At 49.6% G+C, this 21,953-nt stretch carries 19 protein-coding genes and 1 pseudogene; 7 read left to right on the forward strand and 13 right to left on the reverse strand.

All coding sequences use genetic code 11. The features are described 5' to 3' along the window. Positions 1-8: 8 nt before the first annotated feature. Genes L6472_RS02930 through L6472_RS02940 form a run of 3 tightly spaced genes read left to right on the forward strand, consistent with a single transcriptional unit; the run spans position 9 to position 3,621 of the window. Positions 9-1,055, forward strand: coding sequence for an NAD/NADP-dependent octopine/nopaline dehydrogenase family protein (locus L6472_RS02930; RefSeq protein ID WP_237807038.1), 1,047 nt, complete (start codon positions 9-11; stop codon positions 1,053-1,055). After that, a complete protein-coding gene (locus tag L6472_RS02935) occupies positions 1,056-2,519 on the forward strand; it encodes a lipopolysaccharide biosynthesis protein (protein WP_237807040.1) in 1,464 nt (487 codons plus the stop codon). Then, positions 2,509-3,621, forward strand: coding sequence for an acyltransferase (locus L6472_RS02940; RefSeq protein ID WP_237807042.1), 1,113 nt, complete (start codon positions 2,509-2,511; stop codon positions 3,619-3,621). Before L6472_RS02935 ends, L6472_RS02940 begins: the two co-directional genes overlap by 11 nt. Before the next feature lie 50 nt (positions 3,622-3,671). On the opposite strand, the gene L6472_RS02945 is transcribed toward L6472_RS02940, so the two are convergent. Beyond that, positions 3,672-4,961, reverse strand: coding sequence for a CDP-glycerol glycerophosphotransferase family protein (locus L6472_RS02945; protein ID WP_237807044.1), 1,290 nt, complete (start codon positions 4,959-4,961; stop codon positions 3,672-3,674). A gap of 116 nt (positions 4,962-5,077) precedes the next feature. Between L6472_RS02945 and L6472_RS02950 the strand changes: the two genes are divergently transcribed. Genes L6472_RS02950 through L6472_RS02960 form a run of 3 tightly spaced genes read left to right on the forward strand, consistent with a single transcriptional unit; the run spans position 5,078 to position 8,545 of the window. Then, positions 5,078-6,109, forward strand: coding sequence for a hemolysin activation protein (locus tag L6472_RS02950; protein WP_237807047.1), 1,032 nt, complete (start codon positions 5,078-5,080; stop codon positions 6,107-6,109). 16 nt (positions 6,110-6,125) lie between these two features. Further along, positions 6,126-6,758, forward strand: coding sequence for a polysaccharide deacetylase family protein (locus L6472_RS02955; protein ID WP_237807049.1), 633 nt, complete (start codon positions 6,126-6,128; stop codon positions 6,756-6,758). 14 nt (positions 6,759-6,772) lie between these two features. Then, positions 6,773-8,545, forward strand: a complete 1,773-nt coding sequence (locus L6472_RS02960) for an HAD family hydrolase (protein ID WP_237807051.1) — start codon at positions 6,773-6,775, stop codon at positions 8,543-8,545. Here the strand turns inward: L6472_RS02960 and nadD are convergent. The 7 genes from nadD to era form a co-directional block, all read right to left on the reverse strand. Further along, positions 8,536-9,162, reverse strand: a complete 627-nt coding sequence (gene nadD / locus L6472_RS02965) for a nicotinate (nicotinamide) nucleotide adenylyltransferase (protein ID WP_237807053.1) — start codon at positions 9,160-9,162, stop codon at positions 8,536-8,538. The genes L6472_RS02960 and nadD overlap by 10 nt on opposite strands. A 37-nt stretch (positions 9,163-9,199) precedes the next feature. After that, positions 9,200-9,841 carry a guanylate kinase gene (gene gmk, locus L6472_RS13605; RefSeq protein ID WP_370640873.1) on the reverse strand — a complete coding sequence of 214 codons (642 nt, stop codon included), beginning with the start codon at positions 9,839-9,841 and terminating at the stop codon, positions 9,200-9,202. Further along, the gene (locus L6472_RS13610) at positions 9,838-10,293 is read right to left on the reverse strand and encodes an endonuclease domain-containing protein (protein WP_370640874.1); all 456 of its coding nucleotides are present in this window, start codon (positions 10,291-10,293) and stop codon (positions 9,838-9,840) included. Before L6472_RS13610 ends, gmk begins: the two co-directional genes overlap by 4 nt. Positions 10,294-10,373: 80 nt before the next feature. Continuing rightward, on the reverse strand, positions 10,374-11,249 hold the full coding sequence (locus L6472_RS02975; protein ID WP_237807056.1) for a YicC/YloC family endoribonuclease: 876 nt from the start codon (positions 11,247-11,249) through the stop codon (positions 10,374-10,376). Positions 11,250-11,274: 25 nt separating this feature from the next. Further along, positions 11,275-11,667, reverse strand: coding sequence for a hypothetical protein (locus L6472_RS02980; protein ID WP_237807058.1), 393 nt, complete (start codon positions 11,665-11,667; stop codon positions 11,275-11,277). Between the two features lie 6 nt (positions 11,668-11,673). Further along, complete coding sequence (gene der / locus L6472_RS02985) at positions 11,674-12,987, reverse strand: ribosome biogenesis GTPase Der (protein ID WP_237807060.1); 1,314 nt, start codon at positions 12,985-12,987, stop codon at positions 11,674-11,676. 73 nt (positions 12,988-13,060) lie between these two features. Beyond that, positions 13,061-13,945, reverse strand: a complete 885-nt coding sequence (era, locus tag L6472_RS02990) for a GTPase Era (protein ID WP_237807062.1) — start codon at positions 13,943-13,945, stop codon at positions 13,061-13,063. Positions 13,946-14,103: 158 nt separating this feature from the next. Here era and L6472_RS02995 point away from each other — a divergent pair, with 158 nt between their 5' ends. Continuing rightward, positions 14,104-14,373, forward strand: a complete 270-nt coding sequence (locus L6472_RS02995) for a TIGR03905 family TSCPD domain-containing protein (protein ID WP_237807064.1) — start codon at positions 14,104-14,106, stop codon at positions 14,371-14,373. Positions 14,374-14,897: 524 nt separating this feature from the next. On the opposite strand, the gene L6472_RS03000 is transcribed toward L6472_RS02995, so the two are convergent. From L6472_RS03000 to meaB, 5 genes and pseudogenes are all read right to left on the reverse strand, one after another. Beyond that, a complete protein-coding gene (locus L6472_RS03000; RefSeq protein ID WP_237807066.1) occupies positions 14,898-15,521 on the reverse strand; it encodes a hypothetical protein in 624 nt (207 codons plus the stop codon). Between the two features lie 222 nt (positions 15,522-15,743). Continuing rightward, a pseudogene (locus L6472_RS03005) lies at positions 15,744-16,880 on the reverse strand (PIG-L family deacetylase); the annotation flags it as partial. Between the two features lie 26 nt (positions 16,881-16,906). Further along, positions 16,907-19,921 (reverse strand): PEP/pyruvate-binding domain-containing protein, encoded by a 3,015-nt coding sequence (locus L6472_RS03010; protein ID WP_237807068.1) that lies wholly within the window; start codon positions 19,919-19,921, stop codon positions 16,907-16,909. A gap of 11 nt (positions 19,922-19,932) precedes the next feature. Beyond that, positions 19,933-20,841: a 4-hydroxy-3-methylbut-2-enyl diphosphate reductase gene (locus L6472_RS03015; protein ID WP_237807071.1), complete on the reverse strand. Its 909-nt coding sequence runs from the start codon at positions 20,839-20,841 to the stop codon at positions 19,933-19,935. 6 nt (positions 20,842-20,847) lie between these two features. Then, positions 20,848-21,948, reverse strand: a complete 1,101-nt coding sequence (gene meaB / locus L6472_RS03020) for a methylmalonyl Co-A mutase-associated GTPase MeaB (RefSeq protein WP_237807072.1) — start codon at positions 21,946-21,948, stop codon at positions 20,848-20,850. Positions 21,949-21,953: the final 5 nt, after the last annotated feature.

Genomic DNA, 21,953 nt, shown 5'->3' on the forward strand with positions numbered 1-21,953 from the left:
GTTGAGAGATGAGTGCTGAGGCTAAGGGCAAGCAGATGACTATATGTATCTGCGGAGGTGGTAACCTTGGACATTCCATAGCGGGACGAGCAGCAGCTGTACTCGAAGGTAAAGCTTCGGTAAGGCTGCTGACTCGCAAACCCGATTTGTGGAGCCATACCATTGTTGTCGAAGATGACTGTGGCGGCGTTTTCTCTTCTCCGTTGTCGATGGTGACAGATGATGTCTGTCAGGCGGTGTGTGATGCTGATATCGTGCTCCTTTGTTTGCCGGGGTATGCCATCACCAGCGAATTACTCAGGCTCAAGCCTTTCCTCTCTCCACGTGTCTTGCTGGGATCCGTGGTGTGCAGCACGGGTTTCTTCTTTGATGCTTTTGATGTTCTTGGAAAAGAAACACCGTTGTTTGGATTCCAAAGGGTTCCTTTTGTGGCCAGAATCGCTGACTATGGCAAGAAATCGTATATCTGGGGTTATCGTAAAGAGGTGTTTATGGCCACCTCGCATATAGACAGTGATAGCTGCACAAAACTTCAATTGCTATTCGAACAGCTCTTTGGAACACCCGTCAGTCTCTTGCAAAGCTATATGGAGGCGGCGCTGACCAACAGTAATCCAATCCTTCACACAGGACGATTGTACACCATGTGGAGAGACTGGGATGGACAACCAATGGAGCGTCAGACCTATTTTTATAAGGAATGGACCGATGAAGCCTCTGAAACCATCATCGCAATGGATCAGGAGTTTTTCCAACTTCTTTCTGCTTTGAATGTCAGAAAGGGCGCAATCAAACCCCTGCTCGAGCACTATGAGTCTGTCGATGCTCAATCAATGACATACAAAATCAGAAGCATTCCTTCGCTGGCAAAGGTGCTCTCTCCAATGATTGAGGTGGAGGGAGGCTTTGTGCCCGATCTTCAGAGTCGCTATTTTATTGAGGATTTCCCCTATGGCTTGTCTCTTATTTGCAAGCTGGCAAAGGATCAGGGTGTGCCGACACCCATTATGGATAAGATAAATGCCTGGGGAATGAGTATGTGTCAGAATAGGTAAATGACCGAGACGTTAAAGGATAAAACGGCAAAGGGCCTCTTTTGGGGTGGGCTGAGCAATGGCGTTCAGCAGGTGTTGGCATTGGTGTTCGGCATCATCCTTGCCCGAAAGCTGGATCGTGGTGATTATGGTATGATTGCCATGATTGCCATTTTCTCGGTGATAGCAACAGAATTGCAGGCCAGCGGATTCAAGACAGCTCTGCTAAAGAGCAAGAATCCCCAGCACAACGATTATAACTCTGTTTTCTGGTTCAACGTCATTGCAGGACTCATACTCTATATAGTCCTCTTTTTTTCGGCTCCCTTTATTGCAGATTTCTACCATAAACCTGAGTTGGTGACGCTCTGCCGCTATGTCTTTTTGGGCTTCGTCTTCTCTGGTTGGGGAATGGCTCAGTCGGCCTATCTGACGAAAAACCTGAAGATTAAGGAGGTGGCCAAAAGCACGACGATAGCCACATTGGCATCGTGTGTCATAGGTGTTGTGATGGCCTATTGTCGTTGCTCCTATTGGTCGTTGGCAACGCAGAGCCTGACATTGATACTCTTCAACACCTTGCTTTTGTGGTATTACAGCCCATGGCGTCCAAGTATGCACATCGACTTCGGGCCCGTGAAGCGCATGTTCCCGTTTAGTGTGAATATCATGTTCTCGGCAATACTCGTTCAGGTGAACGCCAATATGATGAGTATATTGTTGGGACGCTATTTCACTAAAGAGGAAACGGGCGATTATAGTCAGGCCTACAAGTGGAGTTCGATGAGCATGTTGCTGTTGCAAGGCATGCTGAAACAAGTCGATGTGCCAGTGTTGGCAGGGTTGCAGGATGAGCGTGAACGGCAGTTGCGCGTACTTCGCAAGATGATGCGTTTCACGGCCTTTATCTCTTTTCCTGTCTTATTCGGTTTCGGATTGGTTTCTCATGAGTTTATTATGTTGACCATTGGCGAGAAGTGGGAACAGTCTTCTCAGCTATTGCCATACCTCTGTCTGAGTTGTGCTTTTGTTCCGCTTGTCACGCTGATGCAGGATGCTATCGTAGCACGAGACAGCAGCCGCATCTATATGGTGAACACCTGTCTGTTGGGATTGTCGCAGTTGGCTCTTCTCTATATGCTGTGGCCCTACGGCCTAAGAGCGATGGTCTGCCTTTTTGTGGCAGTCAACCTGTTGTGGGTGCCCATCTGGTTCTTCTTCTTGAAGAGACTGACGGGCTATCGATGGCTGTCATTCTTTGCCGACATAGCTCCTTTTGCCCTTTCGGCATTAGGCGTCATGGGCCTTACCTATGTGCTGACGTGTGCATTTGAGAACTATTATTTGCTGCTGTCGAGTCGCATTCTGATAGCTGCATTACTATATTATGCCGTGATGCGCATGGCCAAGGTGAAGATACTGGACGAGTGCCAGCAGTTCCTGTTACAGAAGTTAAGAAGAAAAGAGACACATCATGAACTCTAAGATTATTTCATTTCTCCGTTTTCCATTGACTTTCCTGGTCGTAGTGATACACTCGCGAGGCGAAGTGACGCACGTCTCTGATTGGTTACATCTCACAATGACGGATGTGTGCAGCTTGACGAAAGTATTTCTGAGTGATGGCGTAGCACAAATTGCTGTGCCTACATTCTTTTTTATTTCTGGTTATCTGTTTTTCTATCAGTTGGAGAAATTCGATTTCAGCACCTACAAACGCAAGCTGAGGAGTCGTTTCCATACGTTGATGGTGCCTTTCGTCTTGTGGAATCTTCTGTGCATTCCTCTTACTATGCTCGTATTCTATGGTGAGGGGCTTAGCGGAACCAGCGCTCCAACAAAGGCAATTGACTATTGGAACAGCATCCCTTGGGGACACATCTTTTGGGATTACACATCGCATTTGGCCGAGTATCCAAATCTGTTTGGTATGCCATTGCTCATCAATGGACCTGTTTTAGGCACCTTTTGGTATGTGCGAGATTTGATATTGGTGGTTCTGCTTTCTCCTCTCTTCTATTGGTTCTTGAAGCGTACGGGGAAGTATGGCGCGCTGTTCCTTCTTCTGCTGCTATGTTTCAGGGTGTGGCCCTACATGACATTGCGTGTGCAATGTCTTTATTTCGTGTTGGGTGGCTATTGGAGCATGAACAAACGAAACTTGTATATTGAGAGCAATGTGCTGAGAAGGCTCAACTATCTGCTGACTGTCTCATTGTTGTTGTTCCTCACGGCTGTTGGAAGCTATGAACATTTCTGGGGCTTCCAACTGATGCCATTGTATGCATTGTCGGGCATGGCAACCGCTTTCTGCCTTGCTCACAAGGTGCTACAGCTTCGTCCCAACTTTCGTTTTCCTAAGATTCTGAATGAGAGTAGCTTCTTTGTCTATGCCTTACACATCGAGTTCTCCTTGCCTTTGGCTTTCTTTGTTGTAAAAGGTATCTTAAGACAACTGCCCTTTGAACTGCAACTTCTACAGTATCTTTTGGTCCCTGTTGTCATCTATGCTATCAGTATAGGAGCCTATTGGCTGATGCAGAGATTTACGCCAGCCTTGCTTCGCCTGCTTACGGGTAGTCGTTAGACTAGAGAATAAGACCACTAAAAGGAGGAAGTAGAGCCGCTATCCTACGACTATTGAAGCCCCAAAGAACGGACTATGTCTTCATAGGTGTTTTCTGCCACGCTCTTACCGTTGTCAGGGAGCAATGTCTTATGCAGAAAATTAGCACGTTCTGCTTGTTTCGGGTCGTTGCCTGCCAGAACAACATCTTCTATGAACTGCAGAATGTCGTTTTGATCTTTACCGATGTAATGCTGATCGTAGGCCATTTGGCACAGCTTACTGACCTCTCTTTTAATCAGGTTGATGTCTTTGCTGATAAACATGACAGGCTTGTTGAAGTACATATAGTCAATGACAAACGAACCGCTGTCGTGAACCATGGCGTCTGAACCGCGGAAGAGATCTACGAAGTCGCCGGTCTCTAACTGCGTGTTAGGCATCGTAGCCCATTTCTGATAGTATGCGTCAGTGCGTTCTTGCCCCCATTCTGGATGCTTGCACAACTCGCGATAGAGGCTGGGATGTGGTTTGAAGGCTATCTGCAGTTGCTCTTGATAGCGCTCGGCCAACTGCACCATAAAGTCGCAAAGGTTCAGAAAGTTAGAACGTGAGAACGATGTTCCTTCGTTGGCCAGAGAGAAGTGAGGTGCCCAAATCAGATGTTTGCGCTTGTGATCTTCGTCGTGCCATGCTGTCGAGGGCTCGTCACGCATGAATATGTCAGAACTGGGATACCCCGTGACGACCACGTTGCGTGCCTTGTTCTTTGCAAAGTGCTGGGCATCTTGCATGCTGTAGCGGTCGAAATAGAACAGCTTCCATGCTATGTTTTGGAAAGGACCATCGTAGTTATAGGCCGTTGAGGCTTGAAGATAGCAGTAGGGATAATAAGCAATCAGACGGTCTGTGAACTGCAGGAAGCAATGTTTGGGATGGAACACACCATGATAAGGCTGGGGGTAGAACACAATGTCTGGGTTGATTTCGTGTCGCACATCCAATGGCGGCTCGTTGTCTTCCAGACGCCAGTCGTGGTAGGGCATCCCTTGCTCAGTGAAGAAGGCACGCATCTTCTGGAGGTTGTCTAGCTGCTGCCTCCGATCATGATTGATGGTAGGCGACAGGATGATGTGCAGTTCAAATCGTCTGTCGGACTCCAACTGGCGGTATAGCCCCTGATATTTCCACATGGCAATGTCGAGGGCAAAGAAAGCCACACGGATGGTTTGGCGCTTCTGCAGCTCCTTGATGAATCGTTTCTGGCGAGCAGGCATCAATCGATAGCCCCAATGTTCTAGCCAGTATTCTTCTGCGTATTGGCAGAGTATGGTCAGTTTATCTCTAAACGATGTGGTCATATGGAGGTTCCCGATATCTTTATTGATGAGATTTGACGTGCAAAAGTACAATATTTTGTTTGAAGTTCAAAATATTATTTGTACTTTTGCACTTACGAAGTGTTAACGCAAATATCATGAAGTATTATTCAGCCAAGACTGACGTTGCGGTACTGGTATTGTTTTTCAATAGGCCAGATATGCTCAGGCGCCTGTTTGCACAGATCAAGAAGGCAAGACCTTCAAAGCTATTGCTGTATCAAGACGGTCCGCGTAGCCAGGCTGATATGGAGAAGATGATGCAGTGTCGGGAGATAGTGGCCGACGCAGAGATTGACTGGACATGCACTGTTCATCGTAACTATAGCGAGGTGAATCGCGGATGCGACCCTTCCAACTATTTGTCGGTGAAGTGGGCCTTCTCTCTCTACGACAAATGTATCAAGTTCGAGGATGACGATTGTCCTTCGTTGTCGTTCTTTCCTTTCTGCAAGGAGATGCTTGATCGCTATGAGAAAGACTTGCGTATCAGTGTTATCACAGGTATGAACTATGATGAGATAACTCCTAATATGCCTTATGATTACTTCTTCACCACTACGTTCAGTATCAACGGGTGGGCCACATGGCGACGTGTCGTAGATCAGTGGGATGATGAGCAATATGCTTTTCTGGACGATACATTCAATATGCACCAGCTGGAGGCACTTATTAAGGAACGTAAGTATCAGAAAGACTTTGTGAAGTTCTGCCGCTATCACCGCTCATTGGGAAAGGCTTATTATGAAACACTCTTCCATGCTTCTATGTTCTTTAACTCTGGAATGAGCATCATCCCACGGGTTAATATGATTTCTAATGCCGGTGCTACCGATGAAGGAACACATTATTCCGGTAGTAACGACACCATTCCTCATGGTCTTCGACGTATTTTCACCATGAACCATCATGAGTTGACCTTCCCTTTGCGGCACCCGAAATACGTGATAGAGAATGTGGAGTACAAGCAGCGGGCCTTCCGCACGATGGGGTGGGGACATCCTTGGGTGAAGATGGGACGCTCCTTAGAAGAACTGTGGCTCAACTTGAAGAAGGGCAACTTCAGACGCATTACGTCGGCTGTAGGCAACCGCATAGGCATTTGGATGGGCCACTCGAAATTTGATTAACACAATGCAATAATTCATGCGACTGGATTCTTTCAAGCACTTCAAGACCGATATGTACTTCGGCATCGTCAAGAGCTTCCTTGCATACCATCCCGTCAATACCGGGACGAAGACAGTCTTCTTGACCTTCGATGACGGTCCGGAGCCTGGCATCACCGAATTCGTTCTTGAACAGCTGGCTCTTCATCAAGCAAAAGCCACCTTTTTCTGCTGTGGCTGTAATGTGGCGGCCCATCCTGCTCTTTACGACAGACTGATGGCTGAGGGGCATGCCGTTGGCAATCATACCTACTCCCACCTGTATGGCCCGGAAACAGAACCGCGACACTATGCTGACGACGTGAGAAAATGTGATGAGATATTGTCCACTAGCACAATCCTGTTCAGACCCCCATGGGGTATTCTTAACTTCTGGGAAATGTTTCTCCTGAGGAAAAAGCGAATAGTGCTTTGGGATGTCGAGTCAGGCGACGTGCGTCCTGACGTTGAGTTAACCAGCATACTGGCCGATATCGATGCTCATACAGCCAAGGGGCAAGGTATCGTCCTCTTCCATTTCTCGAAAGAGCACGAACAGAGGACAAGGCTGTTGCTGCCTGCAATATTGGAGCATTGCACAATAAAAGGATATTCTTTTGAAACACTTTAGGAAGGAATTTCAACATGTTTGAAACCGTATTTGCAACAGATAAACCTAAAAAAGGGATTACGCCTAAACCCCACAAACTGCCTTTCGATTATGAAAGCCGCTGTCTGCTCATGTGGGAGGAACATTGCGTAGAGTGTAGTCCCCCTTACTGTTATCATCACTGTGTAAACTACCAGCGGCGTAAGGACAACCGTTGCGTCAGAATGCAAGGAGGCATCCGCAAAAGCTATGAATCGACCGGTTCTCTACCTTATGCGGCTGTCTGCACTTTCAGAAAATGGGCTAAGCTCGAAGCTATGTATGCCTCTCATCCCGTTCGCGATATTGTTTACAGGAGGGCAGACAAACTCAATGAATGCTTGTCGAAGATGGTGTTCACTGTGGCACATGCCATGAGAGGACTACTGCCAAGCTATGCCCCCTATTCCCGGTTTAACCGCTACAAAAATCATTGGCTCACCACCTGTTGCGTGAAGAACGAAAAGTTTGACCTGCTTTACATGGACTGTGAGCTGAGAGATAAGGAGCAGGTGCAGCTAATGGTACAGATTGACCAGCCCGAGAAAGTCCTTTTCTCGCAAATGTTTACTCTGAAGAAAGGCGATAACCAACTTTCTGTTGATACATCATCCATTGAATTCAATGTGCCCGAAACACGCATATTCATCACCCCGATGAACGAAGAGACCGACACCACCATTGTTTTCACATGGCTGGACCTGTTCAGGTTGAAGACGCAGAAGTCAGCTGAGGAGGAGAAACCTGCAGAAAAAATAAAGGTCGTTGTATGGGATTTGGATAATACGCTCTGGAAAGGCACGTTGGTAAATGACAGCAATGTCGTGCTCAACGACGAGGCCCTTAGCGTTGTCAGACAGCTCGACCAGCGTGGCATCTTGAATTCGATAGCCAGCAAGAACGACTATCAGCCGGCATTCGACAAACTCAAGGAACTGGGCATCGACGAGTATTTCCTGTGTCCTGCTATCAACTGGGGGCAGAAAAGCCTCAATATCAAGGAGATTGCCAAGCGGTTGAACTTAGGCATCAGTTCTTTTGCTTTTATCGACGATAACGTCAGAGAGCGTGAAGAGGTAAAAACAGCGCTCCCCATGGTGCGAGTTTTCGACGAAAAGAATCTGCAACAGTTGTTGAAACGCGACGAATTCAACGTGCCCGTCAGCGAATTGAGCAAAAAGCGCAGACTTTCCTATATGCAAGAAGTGTCGCGGAAGCAATTTGCGGAAAGCTTCTCAGACAATTATGAAGCCTATTTAAGAAATCTTGGAATGACATTGGAGGTCTATGCTGTAGGCCCACAGAATCAGCAACGCTGTTTTGAGCTAGTGTCAAGGAGTAATCAGCTGAACTTGACAACCAATCGGTATACAGAAGATGAGTTTCAGCAGTTGTTGAAACGGAATGATGTGGTTGCTTTTGCTTTCGGCTGCAAAGACAAGTTTGGTGACTATGGCATTATTTCCTTTCTGTCATTACAGATAGAGGGCAGCGAAGGGAGCATCACTGATTTCGTAGTGTCGTGTCGTGTGGCAAAGAAAAAAGTAGAGAATGCTATCATCACGTCACTGAAAGAACCGTTGGCAATCCGCGGTGTCGAGCGCTTGAAAGCCACACTCATCAGAACTAAGAAGAATGGTCCGTTGTCTGAGGTCTTTCGTGATTTGCCTTTCAATATTGTCAGCGATGATGAACGGCAGACTGTCTATTTGTTGCCAGACCTCCAGAAAATTGCCGATAGCGGTATTATCAAGATTGACTACCTGTAAAGCTTGCGTACCAAGGGTTCGATAACCTTTGGTACGTAAGTTTCTATAGACTCGTTTCGTTTTACTCGTCCGCGTATTTCGGTGCTCGAGATGTCGAGCAACTCTGTATTGGCTACGCTCACGTTGGCTGGCAGCGAAGCTGTGTCAATCTCGCAGCCGCGTCGGGGATAGACCACTATCTGATGGTTGTTAAGAATGTCATCGGCTCTGTACCAGCGATGGAAGTTCTGCCAGTTGTCGCCCCCTATTAATAATATAAAGGTGTGCTCTGGGAAGTCCTTACTGAGTTGTTGCAGTGTGTTCCATGTGTATGAAGGCCTGGGCAGGTGGAACTCATAGTCGCAGGCCTTGAGCCCTTCCTCATCCTGAAGGGCAGCTTTGGTCAGCTCAAAGCGTAGCTTTTCATCCAGCAGAGTGCCACGGTCCTTCAGTGGGTTCTGCGGAGAAACCATAAACCATATCTCGTCAAGTCCAGCTATTTTCAGCAGTTGCTTTGCCAACGAGATATGGCCTATGTGTATAGGGTTGAACGAACCGCCGAGGAGACCGATGGACCTCCCCCGGCCCCTCCCAAGGAGGGGAGTGCCTTGCGGGTATGTGTGACTTTCGCTTTCCATTTCCTCAAGCCCCTGATTCTGTTTACACTCCCTCCTCTTAGATGAGCTCGGGCGCGTTTAGGAATCTTGCTATGATTTCCAGTGTCTCCTGCTTGGCTTTTTCCAGGTCGTCGTTCACGATGATATGGTCAAACTGGGGCGCAAACGTCATTTCGTATTCAGCCTTTGCCAGTCGTTCGGCAATAGCCTCGGGTGTATCTGTGGCACGACCTTCCAAGCGGCGGCGCAGTTCCTCTACCGAGGGTGGCTGAATGAACAGGCTGAGTGCCTCTTCGCCATAGAACTTCTTGATGTTGATGCCACCTTTCACGTCAACGTCGAACACCACGTTCTGTCCGGCCTCGCGTTGGCGCTCCACCTGCTGCTTCAAGGTGCCGTAGAAGCGATCTTGATAAACCTCTTCATACTCCAGAAACTCATCGTTCTGAATCTTCGCCTTAAACTCCTCGGGTGTCAGGAAGAAGTATTCCACACCATTCTGCTCAGTGCCACGAGGTGCACGCGAGGTGCAAGAGATTGAAAAATACAATTTCAGCTCAGGATGCTCCTTCATCAGCCACTGCACGATGGTTGATTTGCCGCTGCCGGAGGGGGCACTGAAGATGACTAACCTCCCCCGACCCCTCCCAAGGAGGGGAGCGCCTTGCGGATTTCCTGATGTTGTTGTTTTATTGTTCATTGATTGTTTATTGCCTGTTTTATGGTATCTATTACCTTTTCTATGTTACAAATAACCTCCTCATTAGTGAAGCGTATCACCTCAAAACCATATTGGTTTAGGTATCTCGTGCGTTCTTTATCGTTCATGGGATGGTCACCAATATAATGATAGCCTCCATCAACCTCGACAACAAGTTGTTTCTCTAAACAAACAAAATCTGGAATATAACCATAAATTGGATGTTGCCGTCTGAATCGCACGCCTAGATTCTTGTGTCTGAGATATTCCCATAACGCCGACTCTGCGGGAGTCATATACCGACGATTACTTTTGGCATTTCTCAGCAGTAGTTTATAGGTAGAACCATCTGTCGTCTCGTATCGGAACCTCCCTCGCTCCTTCTCAGGGAGAGGAGCACCTAGCGTATTGATGTCCTCTTCTCTATGTTGTGAATCAACAAGATCATTCATACTTCATTATCTAATGATGGTATCCCTTCTACCGGTGCCCGTTAGGCCCCCCCCCTCCTTGGGAGGGGTCGGGGGAGGTTTTACAGCGCATTCAGCACCTGTTCCTTAATCTGCTCCAGCTCGTCTTTCATCTGCACCACGATGTTCTGCATCTCGGCCTGGTTCGACTTCGATCCTGTGGTGTTGATTTCGCGTCCCATCTCCTGAGCGATGAATCCCAGTTTCTTTCCCTGGCCGTGATCGTTAGCCATCGTCTCGCGGAAGTATTTCAGATGGTTTGTCAGACGCTGTTTCTCCTCGCTGATGTCCAACTTCTCAATGTAATAGATGAGCTCCTGCTCCAACCGGTTCTTGTCGTACTCCACACCAGGAATCTGCTGCAGACCCTCTACAATGCGCTGACGAATCTTCTCTACGCGGCTCTTCTCGTAAGGCTCGATCTCTGCCAACAGACGCTCAATGTTATCCACCTTCTCGGTGAACTTCTTCTCGAGTGCGGCACCCTCCTGTTTGCGGAAGTCAACCAGTGCTTCAATAGCACTTTCTACGGCTTGACGTGCGGCCACCCATTCCTCGTCGCTGAGTTCTTCTTGCTCGGTCTTGGTCAGCACGTCTGGCATGCGTGTCAGCGTGTAGAGCCAGTCAGCTGGTTCTGGTATGCCAACCTTCTCTGCCACGTCTTTCAGTTGATGGTAGTAGTTTTCTACCAGTGCAGTGTTGATAGGGGTGGCATCAACACCGGTATTTTTCTCAATCCACAGTGCGAAGTCCACCTTTCCGCGTTCAACCGAAGTGGCAATCATCTGACGTATCTCCATCTCCTTTTCGCGATAGAGTGGGGCGATGCGTGTGCTCAGGTCCAATTGCTTGGAGTTGAGCGATTTTATTTCGGCAGTGATTTTCTTGTCTTTGAATGCTACGACTGCCTTGCCGTAGCCCGTCATTGATTGTATCATTATCCTTTATTGCTAAAAAATATTCTTATTTCATCTTCCACCCTCCTTCGCTCTCTATCATTGGAACAACAATCTCTTCCATGGTAGAGTCGGCAAAGTTGAGGTTTATGAATACCTGCATGACATTGAGCGTGGAGTCCACGAGGGCACGGTTGGTCTCAATGCCGACCACACCGCCGTGCTCTTCCTGCTGTCTGACCACGAATTGCTGATAGATTTTCAGCAGCCCTTCGCGATAGCTATCGGGCAGACTGTCTGCATTGACACGCCCTTTCAGGAAGGCTTCGTAGTCGCCTGCCAGCAGACTGTTGTAGTAGGCCAGCGCCGCCTGCTGGGCTTTCTCCTCGGGAGTCGGTTCTTTGTCACAACCAGCAAAGACCAGCACCAGTGTCGCAATCGCAAGAATGGTTCTCTTCATCAGCTCTTATTTCTGTCGTACAAACACGTTGATAGGCGAGCCTGTCAGCGTCCAGTTCTCACGAATCTTGTTCTCCAAGAAACGCTTGTAGGGCTCTTTGATATACTGAGGCAAGTTGGCATAGAAGATAAATGTAGGTATCTGCGTGTCTGGCACTTGCGATACGTACTTAATCTTGATATACTTACCTTTGATTGAGGGTGGGGGTGTTGCTTCCACGATGGGCAGCATCACCTCGTTCAATTTCGAGGTGCCAATCTTCACCTTTCGGTTCAGATAAACCTCCTTAGCCGTTTCCAAGACCTTGAAGATGCGCTGCTTGGTCAGTGCCGATGCAAAGATAATGGGGAAGTCAACGAATGGTGCCATGCGCTTGCGGATGGCCTGTTCGAAGGTGTCTATGACTACCTGCGATTTCTCTTCTACCAAGTCCCACTTGTTGACCACCACGACCAAGCTCTTGTTGTTCTTCTGGATGAGCTGGAAGATGTTCATGTCCTGAGCTTCGATACCGCGGGTGGCATCAAGCATCAAGATACAAACATCGCTGTTCTCAATAGCGCGGATAGAACGCATCACGCTATAGAACTCCAAGTCTTCCGACACCTTGTTCTTACGACGGATACCGGCGGTGTCCACCAGATAGAAGTCAAAACCGAACTTGTCATAGCGTGTATAGATAGAGTCACGTGTCGTACCGGCAATGTCGGTCACGATGTGACGGTCTTCGCCGATAAAGGCATTGATGATGCTCGACTTGCCAGCGTTGGGACGACCAACCACCGCAAAGCGGGGAATGCCGTCTTCTGCCTCGTCCTTCTGTTTCTCGGGCAGCGCCTCCAGCACCTTGTCCAGCAGGTCGCCCGTACCACTACCCGTGGCAGCGCTGATGCAGTATGGATCGCCCAGTCCCAACTTGTAGAAGTCGTATTGTCCGTACAGGTCCTTACCATCGTCAGCCTTGTTGGCCACCAGTATCACTGGCAGCTTGGCACGGCGCAGGATCTGAGCCACGTCCATGTCCCAGTCTGTCACGCCGTTCTTTATGTCGCAAAGAAACAGCACCAGGTCGGCCTCTTCGGTGGCCACCAGCACCTGCTTGCGAATCTCTTCTTCAAAAACGTCATCGCTGTTGACTACCCAACCGCCCGTATCTACTACCGAGAACTCGCGTCCGCACCATTCGCACTTGCCGTACTGGCGGTCACGTGTAGTGCCGGCTTCGTCGCTCACGATAGCTTGTCGGCTGTTAGTCAGTCTATTAAACAAAGTGGACTTTCCCACATTGGGACGTCCTACAATCGCTACTAAATTTCCCATAATACGTATTATTTGGGTGCAAAGTTACGAAAAATATTCCGAAACACATCGTGCTTCGGAATATTTCTTACTGTTATTCAGGGTTATACCCGAAATTATCAAGTTCCTTTTTCGACGAGCGCCAGTCCTTATCTACCTTGACAAAAATCTCCAGGAAGATATGTTTGTCGAAGAACTTCTCCAGCGTCTTGCGGGCTTCTGTAGAAACCTTCTTCAGTGCCACGCCCTGATGGCCAATGATGATGCCCTTTTGCGAGTCGCGCTCCACGTAGATTACGGCGTTGATGTGTATCTGTCGGTCGTCCTCCTTGAAGCGCTCCACCACCACCTCCACCGAGTAGGGTATCTCCTTGTCGTAGTACAGCAGAATCTTCTCGCGGATAATCTCGCTGACAAAAAAACGGGCCGGTTTGTCGGTCAACTGGTCTTTGTCGAAGAAGGCCGGACTCTCTGGCAGCAACTCTTGGATGCGCTTCAGCAGGATGTCGGTGCCAAACTTGTTCTTGGCCGAGATGGGCAGAATCTCTGCGTTGGGCAGTAGCGAGTGCCATTTCGTGACAATGTCGCCCAGTGTCTTCTGGTCGCTCTCGTCTATCTTGTTGATCAGCAGAATCACGGGGATGGTCATCTTCTGCACCTTCTCCAGAAAGTCCATGTTCTTCTCGGGGTTCTCCACCACGTCGGTCACGTAGAGCAGCACGTCGGCATCGGTCAGCGCACTCTCCGAGAAAGCCAGCATCGACTCCTGCAACTTGTAGTTGGGCTTCAGCACACCTGGCGTGTCAGAAAACACAATCTGCATGTCGTCGGTGTTCACGATGCCCATAATGCGGTGGCGTGTGGTCTGTGCCTTAAACGTAGCAATGCTGATACGCTCTCCCACCAGCTGGTTCATCAGTGTTGACTTACCCACATTGGGGTTTCCTACAATGTTTACAAATCCTGCTTTATGTTTCATATCATCTGTTTAAGTTTTGCAAATTTCGCTATTTTTCTTGTAATATGCAAATTCTTTGTATCCTTTTTCACAATCATCGCCATTCTTCCGTTTTATTTTGTACCTTTGCACCAGCAAACTGTTTCATCAAAAAATAGGAATCATCAGACAATATCTTTATGAAGACAAAACATATCCTCTACGAGACACAGGGCACCTGCTCTAAACTGATTGACGTCACTGCCGACGAGAACAACATCATCCAGCAGGTGTTCTTTGTGGGCGGTTGCAATGGCAACCTGCAGGGCGTCAGCAAGTTGGTCACCGGTCAGCACATCGACGATGTCATCAGCAAGCTCAATGGCATTCATTGCGGTGTGCGCAGCACCTCGTGTCCCGATCAACTCTGTCGTGCGCTGGAACAACTCAAGGCTGCTCCTTTGGCATAACGATATTTGTTAGCCCCTTTTCTCACTTCATCCACGCCGTTTGAACAGCCAATAGTGGCACTCTCGACGTGCAGTAGCGGTACTCTTGACGTGCAGTAGTGCCACTCTTGACGTGCAAAAGTGGCACTATTGTCCTCGTTCTAGCCCCTAGAAATGTCGATTCTAGCCCCTAGATACACCCATTCTAGCCCCTGGATGCCCTGGTTCTAGCCCCTAGAAATACCGTTTATAGCCCCTAGAATCAAATTCAAACCATAACTTTTGCAAGTAGAAAGCCCCAGTATTAAGCATCAATAGTGCCACTCTTAGCATGCAAAAGTGCCACTATTGTTATGCAATGAAGCTTTTTCTTTGCGTAAAAAGAATAACAAAAAATAAAAAGAATAGCAAAAATTTGGAACTTATAGAAATTGTTCCTATCTTTGCAACGTCAAAAGTTTCTCTTTTGACTATCCGGTAAATCCGAGAGGAGCAAGCCTTTATCGACACTACTCCAATTTAAAAGAGCTATTTCGGTAGCTCTTTTATTTTTCGTATCGTTTCTTTAATAGACGGTAGAATGCTGGGTGAAGCGCAATGTGTCTATCTATGGATACGCCCTTTTTCCCCTTGAAGATAAGAACTTCAATGGCATTTGTGTTTATTTCAAAATATTTCTTTATGTCAGCAACAAGCAGACGAGTATTGTAATCAACAGCCATATTTAGAAGTACTCTGTTGCTTTGCCCGATAGATTCCACAAGTCTGTTGCTAACGGACGATTTTCCTGTAATCGTTTTAAGGTCGTATAGTTTGTAATTACCCTTTTGTTCAAAAATAAAGTCGGGCGTTCTGAACCCTTTGGGATTGGGTAGGATGAATACCTTGTAACCATGTTCTACTGCTTTTCTTGCAGCATTCAGCAGGTTGGGGTAGTCGCAGTCTTTTTCTCCTCCGGTGCTGTAAATGTGTGATTCGCCTTCAATAGGTGTAAATGATGGATGCCCAATGATTAGTTTTAGCTGATTAATGAAACCAGCTCCGTGACAGATTTGTAAATCTTTTAACAGAGTGTCAATGTCGTAATAGGGCGTATTCTCGCATGCCAACAAGCATGCAATCTCTTCGGATATGCTTTCCTCTCGTTCTATGATTTCGGCTTCAGTCACGGTTTCTGGTAATTTAGTGGCGCAAAGGTACTACAATAACGCAATTCCTGCAAACTTTCTTCGAAGAATTCTTCCCGATTTTCAGAATCTAGATTCGTCGGGAAACTTATATTTGTAAACAAAAAACGTCATGAGTTTCGATGTACTCATGGCGTAAGAGGGCTCGCTTATAGCTATATGATTATGTTGTATGTGTCAAAGAGTATCCTTCCGTAAGATCTATTAGGGCTCTGTTGGGAAATGGTACTCCACGAATGCCTCCATGGCTTCGTAGCAGGCGAGGCCCAGCTCGTCGTAGCGGCGGGCGGTGTCGCGGTTGCGGTCTTCGGCACGCTGCCAGAACAGGCGCTCGTCGTTGCCCAGGAAGGGCGCACTCTCCATCTGACTCTGATGGCGCAGGATGGCATTGCGCTTCTCGCGCAGTTCCTCAGGCGACATGGGCACACACATCTCGATGTCGGCCACGTCCCATTCGGCCCACGCACCACGATACATCCAGATGCGACAGTCGTTGAGCCAGGCGGCACCAGCCTGTCTTTCCTGATCGATGGCAGCCAGCACCACATCGGTACACTTGCGGTGGGTGCCATGCGGGTCGGCCAGGTCGGCAGCCACGTAGATCTGGTGTGGCTGGATGTCGGCAATGAGCTTCTGCACGATGCGCACATCGCGCTCGGTGACGGGCAGCTTTTCTATCTTCCCGCTCTCATAGAAGGGCAGGTCGAGAAAGTGAGTGTGGTCTTTGGTGATGCCGTTGTAGCCACAGGCATTGCGTGCCTCACCCCGGCGAATGAGCTTCTTGACCGTGAGCACCGCAGGTGTGTCGAGGTCGCCCTCCTTCTTCTGCTTGATATAGCCCATGATGTTGCTGTAGTAGCTCTTGATGACCTCGTCGGCGTCGTTGGCAAAGAGCTTGTTGAAACCGTTGATGAAGTGCATGTAGAGACGCACCTCCTCGTCGGCTACGGCAATGTTGCCACTGGTCTGATAAGCAATGTGCACATCATGATGCTGTTGGATGAGACGGCGAATGGTACCTCCCATTGATATGACATCGTCGTCGGGATGCGGTGAGAACACAATGATGCGCTTGGGATAGGGCAGCGCACGCTCAGGACGAGTGCTGTCGTCGGCATTAGGCTTGCCGCCGGGCCATCCGGTGATGGTGTGCTGCAGTTCGTTGAATACGGCGATGTTGACCAGTCCCGCCTGTCCGTCGAACTGTTGCACCAGATGGCCCAGCCCGTTGTCCTCATAGTCTTTCGTCGAGAGCTTCAGCACAGGTTTGCCCACCTTGCGGCATAGCTCGATGACGGCCCGCCGCAAAGCGTGGTCGGGCATCTGAATAGTAGTAGTTAGATTGAGATTCAACATAGGAATAATTGTTAGGTTCGTTCGGGTAGGAGGACGACGCCCTGCTGCTTCTTGCCGTCCATCATGATTTTGAGCGGACGGTCGAAGCGCACATGGCGCACGTATTCGGTCTCCTCGACGGCAGGCATGGCATCGAGAATGTCCTGCTGCAGCACCCCATCGCCCGTATAGGTGTTGATGGTGAAGTAGCCCACACCAAACGAGGTGAGGTTCTGGAAGAAGTGAGTGCCCTGCGAGGGATCCACATGGTAGTTCTTCAGGCCAGCCTCGACGATGACACGGGCGGCAGAGATGTGTGGCCACTTCACGGGAATGCCCAACCAATAGTCGCTGGAGCCCCAGCGTCCTGGACCAATCAGGATGTAGTTCTTGCCTTCGTCCAGGAACTTGCGGTTGATCTTCTCTATGTCGCAGGCAATCATCGGGTTGTTGGATGCCGTGAAGTTCTCGTCGGTCTTGACGTAAACCACATCGACCACGTCTTCCGAGATGCCGTGTCCCAGAGAGTTATGCGAACGCATGAGACACTGTTCGTCGGATATCTTCTGCAGGTCTTCGTCGAGCACCTGCTTGGAATCGACGATAGGACGAATCTGGAGCAGGTAGAAAGCCCCTGTTGCACCACCCGATGGGTTGCTGGAAGTGGTGTCAAGATTGCAGGCAAACTCAATCTCCACGGGACGACGCATCTCCTCGGCACCATATTTCTGGGCCAGTTGCAGAATCTCTGGCAGAGGGAACACTCCCTGTTGCAGCACGCCATCGAAGGTGATGACCTTGCGCCCGCCCTCGTAGATGCCAGGGCGAATGACCTGATCCATGGGGTCAAACGTAGAAGCAATGAAGCGCAGCGAACCATCTTGGTCGGCCTGTTTCACGCGCAGGCTCTTGATGTTGAACCCATCGTCAACCTTAAAGTCGGTGCCAACGTGCGACATGTCGAGTGCATAGAAGCGCGTCTGCGTGTCGCGTAGTGCCGTCTCCATTTCGCTGGTCTGCAGTATCTGGTGCGGATGATAGGGCGATACGCGCAATGTCTGTCCGCCATCCACGATATATTTTCCCAGTCCCAGTGCCAGCGAGGCAATGCCCTCTTCGGCCGTTTCATCGCCAATGGGGTAGTAGTTCAGCGAGCGCAGCACACCCGAGAACGAAGGATAGTAGAGGTCGCCATACTGTTGGCCCACCACCTCCTGGATGATGACCGCCATCTTCTCTTGGTCGATGACGTTCTGTGTGGCCGTCATGTAGGCCTTCGAGTCACGATAATAGACCGAGGCATAGACACTCTTGATGGCGCATGACAACATGCTCAGCATCTCATACTTGTCATCGAGCCATGGAATCATGTAGGTGGAATAGATGCCAGCGAAAGGCTGATAGTGAGAATCTTCGAGCAACGACGATGAACGGATGGCGATAGGCTTCTTGATGGCTTCAAAGAAGATGAAGAAGTCCTCAATCAGGGCATCGGGCAGTTGCGCCTTCAGGAAGTGCTGAAGGATGATGTCATCGGGGGCATCGCTCAGAGCAATGCTCCACAGGTTGTTGGAGTCCATGAACTCATCGAAGAAGTCGGTGCAGAGCACCACTGTCTTCGGAATCTGCACGGGCGCATTCTCAAACTTGTTGAGCTCGGGATGGCGCTTGATGATGTTGTCGAGGAAAGCCAGACCACGGCCCTTTCCGCCGAGCGAACCATCGCCGATGCGTGCAAAGTGGGCATAGCGGTCGAACTTGGCACGGTCGAAGACGGCCACCACACCGATGTTTTTCATCTTACGGTACTGTACGATGGCATCGAAGATGATCTGACGGTGGGCATCGACATCCTGCAACTTGTGCCAGGTGACGTGCTTCAAGAACTGCGATACGGGGAAGATGGCACGAGCGCATAGCCAGCGACTCATGTGGTTGCGGCGGATGTGATGCATCAGTGAGTCGTGGGGAATCTTGAAGATGTTGTCCTGCAATTCCTTCAAAGAGCGTACGCGCATCACCTCCTCCTTGGTCTCTGGGTCGCGGAAGATGAAGTCGCCAAAGCCCATATGCTCCTCCAGCACATTGCGCAGATCTACGTTAAACTTCTTGGAGTTCTTGTCTATGAAGTCGTAGCCCTCGGCTTCAGCCTTTTGTTTGTTGACGGTCTCGGAGCTTTGCAAAATCAGCGGCACGAACTCATCGTGCTTACGAATCTCACGGAACAGTTTCAAGCCCGCCTCGGGGTCGCCCTCTTCCATGTGTGAAAGGCGGTTTGTCGATGCCTTCATCGGGAAGCGTGTGTCGCTGATGACGCCCTGCACGTTGTCTTGATACTTCTCGTAGAAGGCCATTGCCTCCTCGTAGTTGGTGGCCAGCACCACCTTGGGGCGCCCACGTTTGCGCTGGGCAGCAGCGTGAGGGTTGAGCGCCTCGGTCGAGAAGCGCTTGCTTTGTGCCAGAATATAATTATAAAGGTTGGGCAGAATAGACGAGTAGAAACGAATGTTATCCTCCACGAGCAAAATCATTTGCACGTCAGCTTCGCGGATATCATGGTCTATGTTCATCTGGTCCTCAATCAGTTTGATGATGGAGAGAATGAGATTGGTGTTGCCCAACCAGCAGAACACGTAGTCGAAGATAGACATGTCTTCGTCCTGCATGCGGCGTGTGATGCCATGCGAGAACGGTGTCAGCACCACGCAAGGAATATGCGGGTGCGCCTGTTTGACCTCGCGAGCCACGGTGAAGGCATCGTTGTCGGCATTGCCGGGCATACAGATGACCAGGTCAATGTCGGTGGTCTTCAGCACCTCGTTGGCCTCCTCGGTGGTAGAAACCTGGGTGAAGGTGGGCGGGTAGCGCATGCCCAGCTCGGTATATTCGTCGAACACTTTCTCGTCAACGCGGCCATCGTCTTCAAGCATGAAGGCGTCATAAGGGTTGGCCACGATGAGAACGTTGAAGATGCGTCGGGTCATCAGGTTGACGAACGAGACGTCTTTCAGGTAGAAAGAATTGAATTCTTGTGGTATGTTAGCCATAGATGATATGTTTACAGTTTTAGTAGCGCGTCGCGGCACTGCTCCATGAGCCACTTAGGTGTGCTGGTGGCGCCACAGATGCCAATGGTCTCGATGCCTTTCAGCCATTCGGGATTGATTTCTTCGGGTCCCTCGATAAGGCGGGAGTTGGGATTCACGCGCAGACACTCGTTGAAAAGCACCTTGCCATTCGAGCTCTTGCGCCCACAGACAAAGAGGATCAGGTCGTGGCGCGTGGCAAACTGCGAGATGTTGGGCATGCGGTTAGCCACCGAACGACAGATGGTGTCGAAGCTCTTGAAGGTCGCCTCGGGCGAGATGTGCTCCTGAATGTACTTGGTGATGCGGTGAAACTCGTCGAGCGACTTGGTGGTCTGACTATATAAATAGATGTCGCGCGTGAAGTCCAGCTGTTTCACTTCCTCGAAGTTCTCGATGACAATGGCCGAGCCTTCCGTCTGTCCGACCAGTCCAAGCACCTCGGCATGACCTTTCTTGCCGAAGATGACAATCTGGCTTTTCGCTGCTTGTTTCTGACTGTTGACGTTCTGACTAATGGCTAAATGCCAATTGTCGATAGTCATATCGTGTTGTTGCTTGATCCTGTTCTGCAGCTTCAGCACCACGGGACAGGTGGCATCGATTATCTCGATGTTGTTCTTTCGCGCCAATTCGTAGGTGGCAGGAGGTTCGCCATGCGCACGCAGCAGCACTTTCACGTCGTGTAACAGTTTCATGTCTTCATGCGTGATGGTGATAAGTCCCATCTGTTTCAGTCGTTCGCACTCCATGCTATTATGGACAATGTCGCCCAGACAGTAGAGCGTCTTGCCCTTTTTCAGTTCCTCTTCAGCTTTCTTGATGGCGGTGGTCACTCCGAAGCAGAAGCCACTGCCTTCATCTATTTCAACTTGTAACATTGAACTTTACTGTTTAAGCAATTTAAAATAATCGTCGAGCAGGTCCTGAGCGGCTACGAATGAAGTCTTCTGTCCATCCAGTACCGTCTGCTCGGCAGCATTAAGTTGAGCTTTGATCTGCGGGTTGTTGTAGAAACTCAGGCGCAGATGCTCGTTGATACTCTCGTACATCCAGTACTTAGCCTGCTCGTTGCGACGATGGTCGAAATAGCCATTCTGCTTCACAAAGGCAAAATACTCGTAGATCATATCCCAGATTTCCTTGACCCCGGTGCCATAGAAGCCACTGTAGCACAGAACCTTCGGCGCCCATCCGCTTTCGGGCATGGGAAAGAAATGCAGCGCATTGCGGAAGTTGGTGGCAGCCATCTGGCAGCGATCCACGTTGTCGCCGTCACATTTGTTGATGACAATGCCATCGCTAATCTCCATGATGCCTCGCTTGATGCCTTGCAGTTCGTCGCCAGTTCCTGCCACTTGGATAAGCAGGAAGAAGTCAACCATGGAATGACAAGCCGTCTCACTTTGTCCCACGCCGACGGTTTCAACGAAGATCTTATCGAAGCCTGCGGCCTCGCAGAGAATGATTGTCTCGCGCGTCTTGCGGGCTACACCGCCCAGAGACCCTGCCGATGGGCTGGGGCGGATGAAGGAGTCGGGATGGACAGCCAGTTTCTCCATGCGGGTCTTGTCGCCGAGGATGCTTCCTTTGGTCCGTTCAGAAGACGGGTCGATAGCCAGTACGGCAAGGCGACCGCCTTTCTCATTCAGCAGATGGACGCCAAACTCGTCGATAGAGGTGGACTTGCCGGCGCCGGGGACACCGCTGATACCGATGCGCACAGACTTGCCGCTATAGGGCAAGCACTTGTTAATCACCTCTTGCGCCTTGGCTTGGTGGTCGGGATTCGTGCTTTCTATCAGTGTGACAGCCTGCGAGAGAATGGTGACATCGCCTTTCAGAATGCCCTCCACCATCTCGTTGGCGGTGAGCTCACGGCGGCGTATGCGGTTGCGCTTCAGGTAGGGATTGATGATGGAAGGTTGCTCCACACCACTGTTCACCTGTAGGCCTGCATATTCAGAACTGTTCTCGGGGTGCTCCATAATCT

Origin of the sequence: Prevotella sp. E13-17, from assembly GCF_022024035.1 — a bacterium.
In the GTDB taxonomy this organism is placed as follows: domain Bacteria; phylum Bacteroidota; class Bacteroidia; order Bacteroidales; family Bacteroidaceae; genus Prevotella.

Excerpts from the sequence above, each read along its gene's own strand:
- L6472_RS02950 (WP_237807047.1), top strand. The coding sequence starts at position 5,078 with ATGAAGTATTATTCAGCCAAGACTGACGTTGCGGTACTGGTATTGTTT.
- meaB (WP_237807072.1), bottom strand. The coding sequence starts at position 21,948 with ATGGAGCACCCCGAGAACAGTTCTGAATATGCAGGCCTACAGGTGAAC.
- L6472_RS02940 (WP_237807042.1), top strand. The coding sequence starts at position 2,509 with ATGAACTCTAAGATTATTTCATTTCTCCGTTTTCCATTGACTTTCCTG.
- nadD (WP_237807053.1), bottom strand. The coding sequence starts at position 9,162 with ATGGAAAGCGAAAGTCACACATACCCGCAAGGCACTCCCCTCCTTGGG.
- der (WP_237807060.1), bottom strand. The coding sequence starts at position 12,987 with ATGGGAAATTTAGTAGCGATTGTAGGACGTCCCAATGTGGGAAAGTCC.
- L6472_RS13610 (WP_370640874.1), bottom strand. The coding sequence starts at position 10,293 with ATGAATGATCTTGTTGATTCACAACATAGAGAAGAGGACATCAATACG.
- L6472_RS02975 (WP_237807056.1), bottom strand. The coding sequence starts at position 11,249 with ATGATACAATCAATGACGGGCTACGGCAAGGCAGTCGTAGCATTCAAA.
- L6472_RS02930 (WP_237807038.1), top strand. The coding sequence starts at position 9 with ATGAGTGCTGAGGCTAAGGGCAAGCAGATGACTATATGTATCTGCGGA.
- L6472_RS02960 (WP_237807051.1), top strand. The coding sequence starts at position 6,773 with ATGTTTGAAACCGTATTTGCAACAGATAAACCTAAAAAAGGGATTACG.
- L6472_RS03010 (WP_237807068.1), bottom strand. The coding sequence starts at position 19,921 with ATGGCTAACATACCACAAGAATTCAATTCTTTCTACCTGAAAGACGTC.
- gmk (WP_370640873.1), bottom strand. The coding sequence starts at position 9,841 with ATGAACAATAAAACAACAACATCAGGAAATCCGCAAGGCGCTCCCCTC.
- L6472_RS03015 (WP_237807071.1), bottom strand. The coding sequence starts at position 20,841 with ATGTTACAAGTTGAAATAGATGAAGGCAGTGGCTTCTGCTTCGGAGTG.
- L6472_RS02935 (WP_237807040.1), top strand. The coding sequence starts at position 1,056 with ATGACCGAGACGTTAAAGGATAAAACGGCAAAGGGCCTCTTTTGGGGT.
- L6472_RS02995 (WP_237807064.1), top strand. The coding sequence starts at position 14,104 with ATGAAGACAAAACATATCCTCTACGAGACACAGGGCACCTGCTCTAAA.
- L6472_RS02955 (WP_237807049.1), top strand. The coding sequence starts at position 6,126 with ATGCGACTGGATTCTTTCAAGCACTTCAAGACCGATATGTACTTCGGC.
- L6472_RS02945 (WP_237807044.1), bottom strand. The coding sequence starts at position 4,961 with ATGACCACATCGTTTAGAGATAAACTGACCATACTCTGCCAATACGCA.
- L6472_RS02980 (WP_237807058.1), bottom strand. The coding sequence starts at position 11,667 with ATGAAGAGAACCATTCTTGCGATTGCGACACTGGTGCTGGTCTTTGCT.
- era (WP_237807062.1), bottom strand. The coding sequence starts at position 13,945 with ATGAAACATAAAGCAGGATTTGTAAACATTGTAGGAAACCCCAATGTG.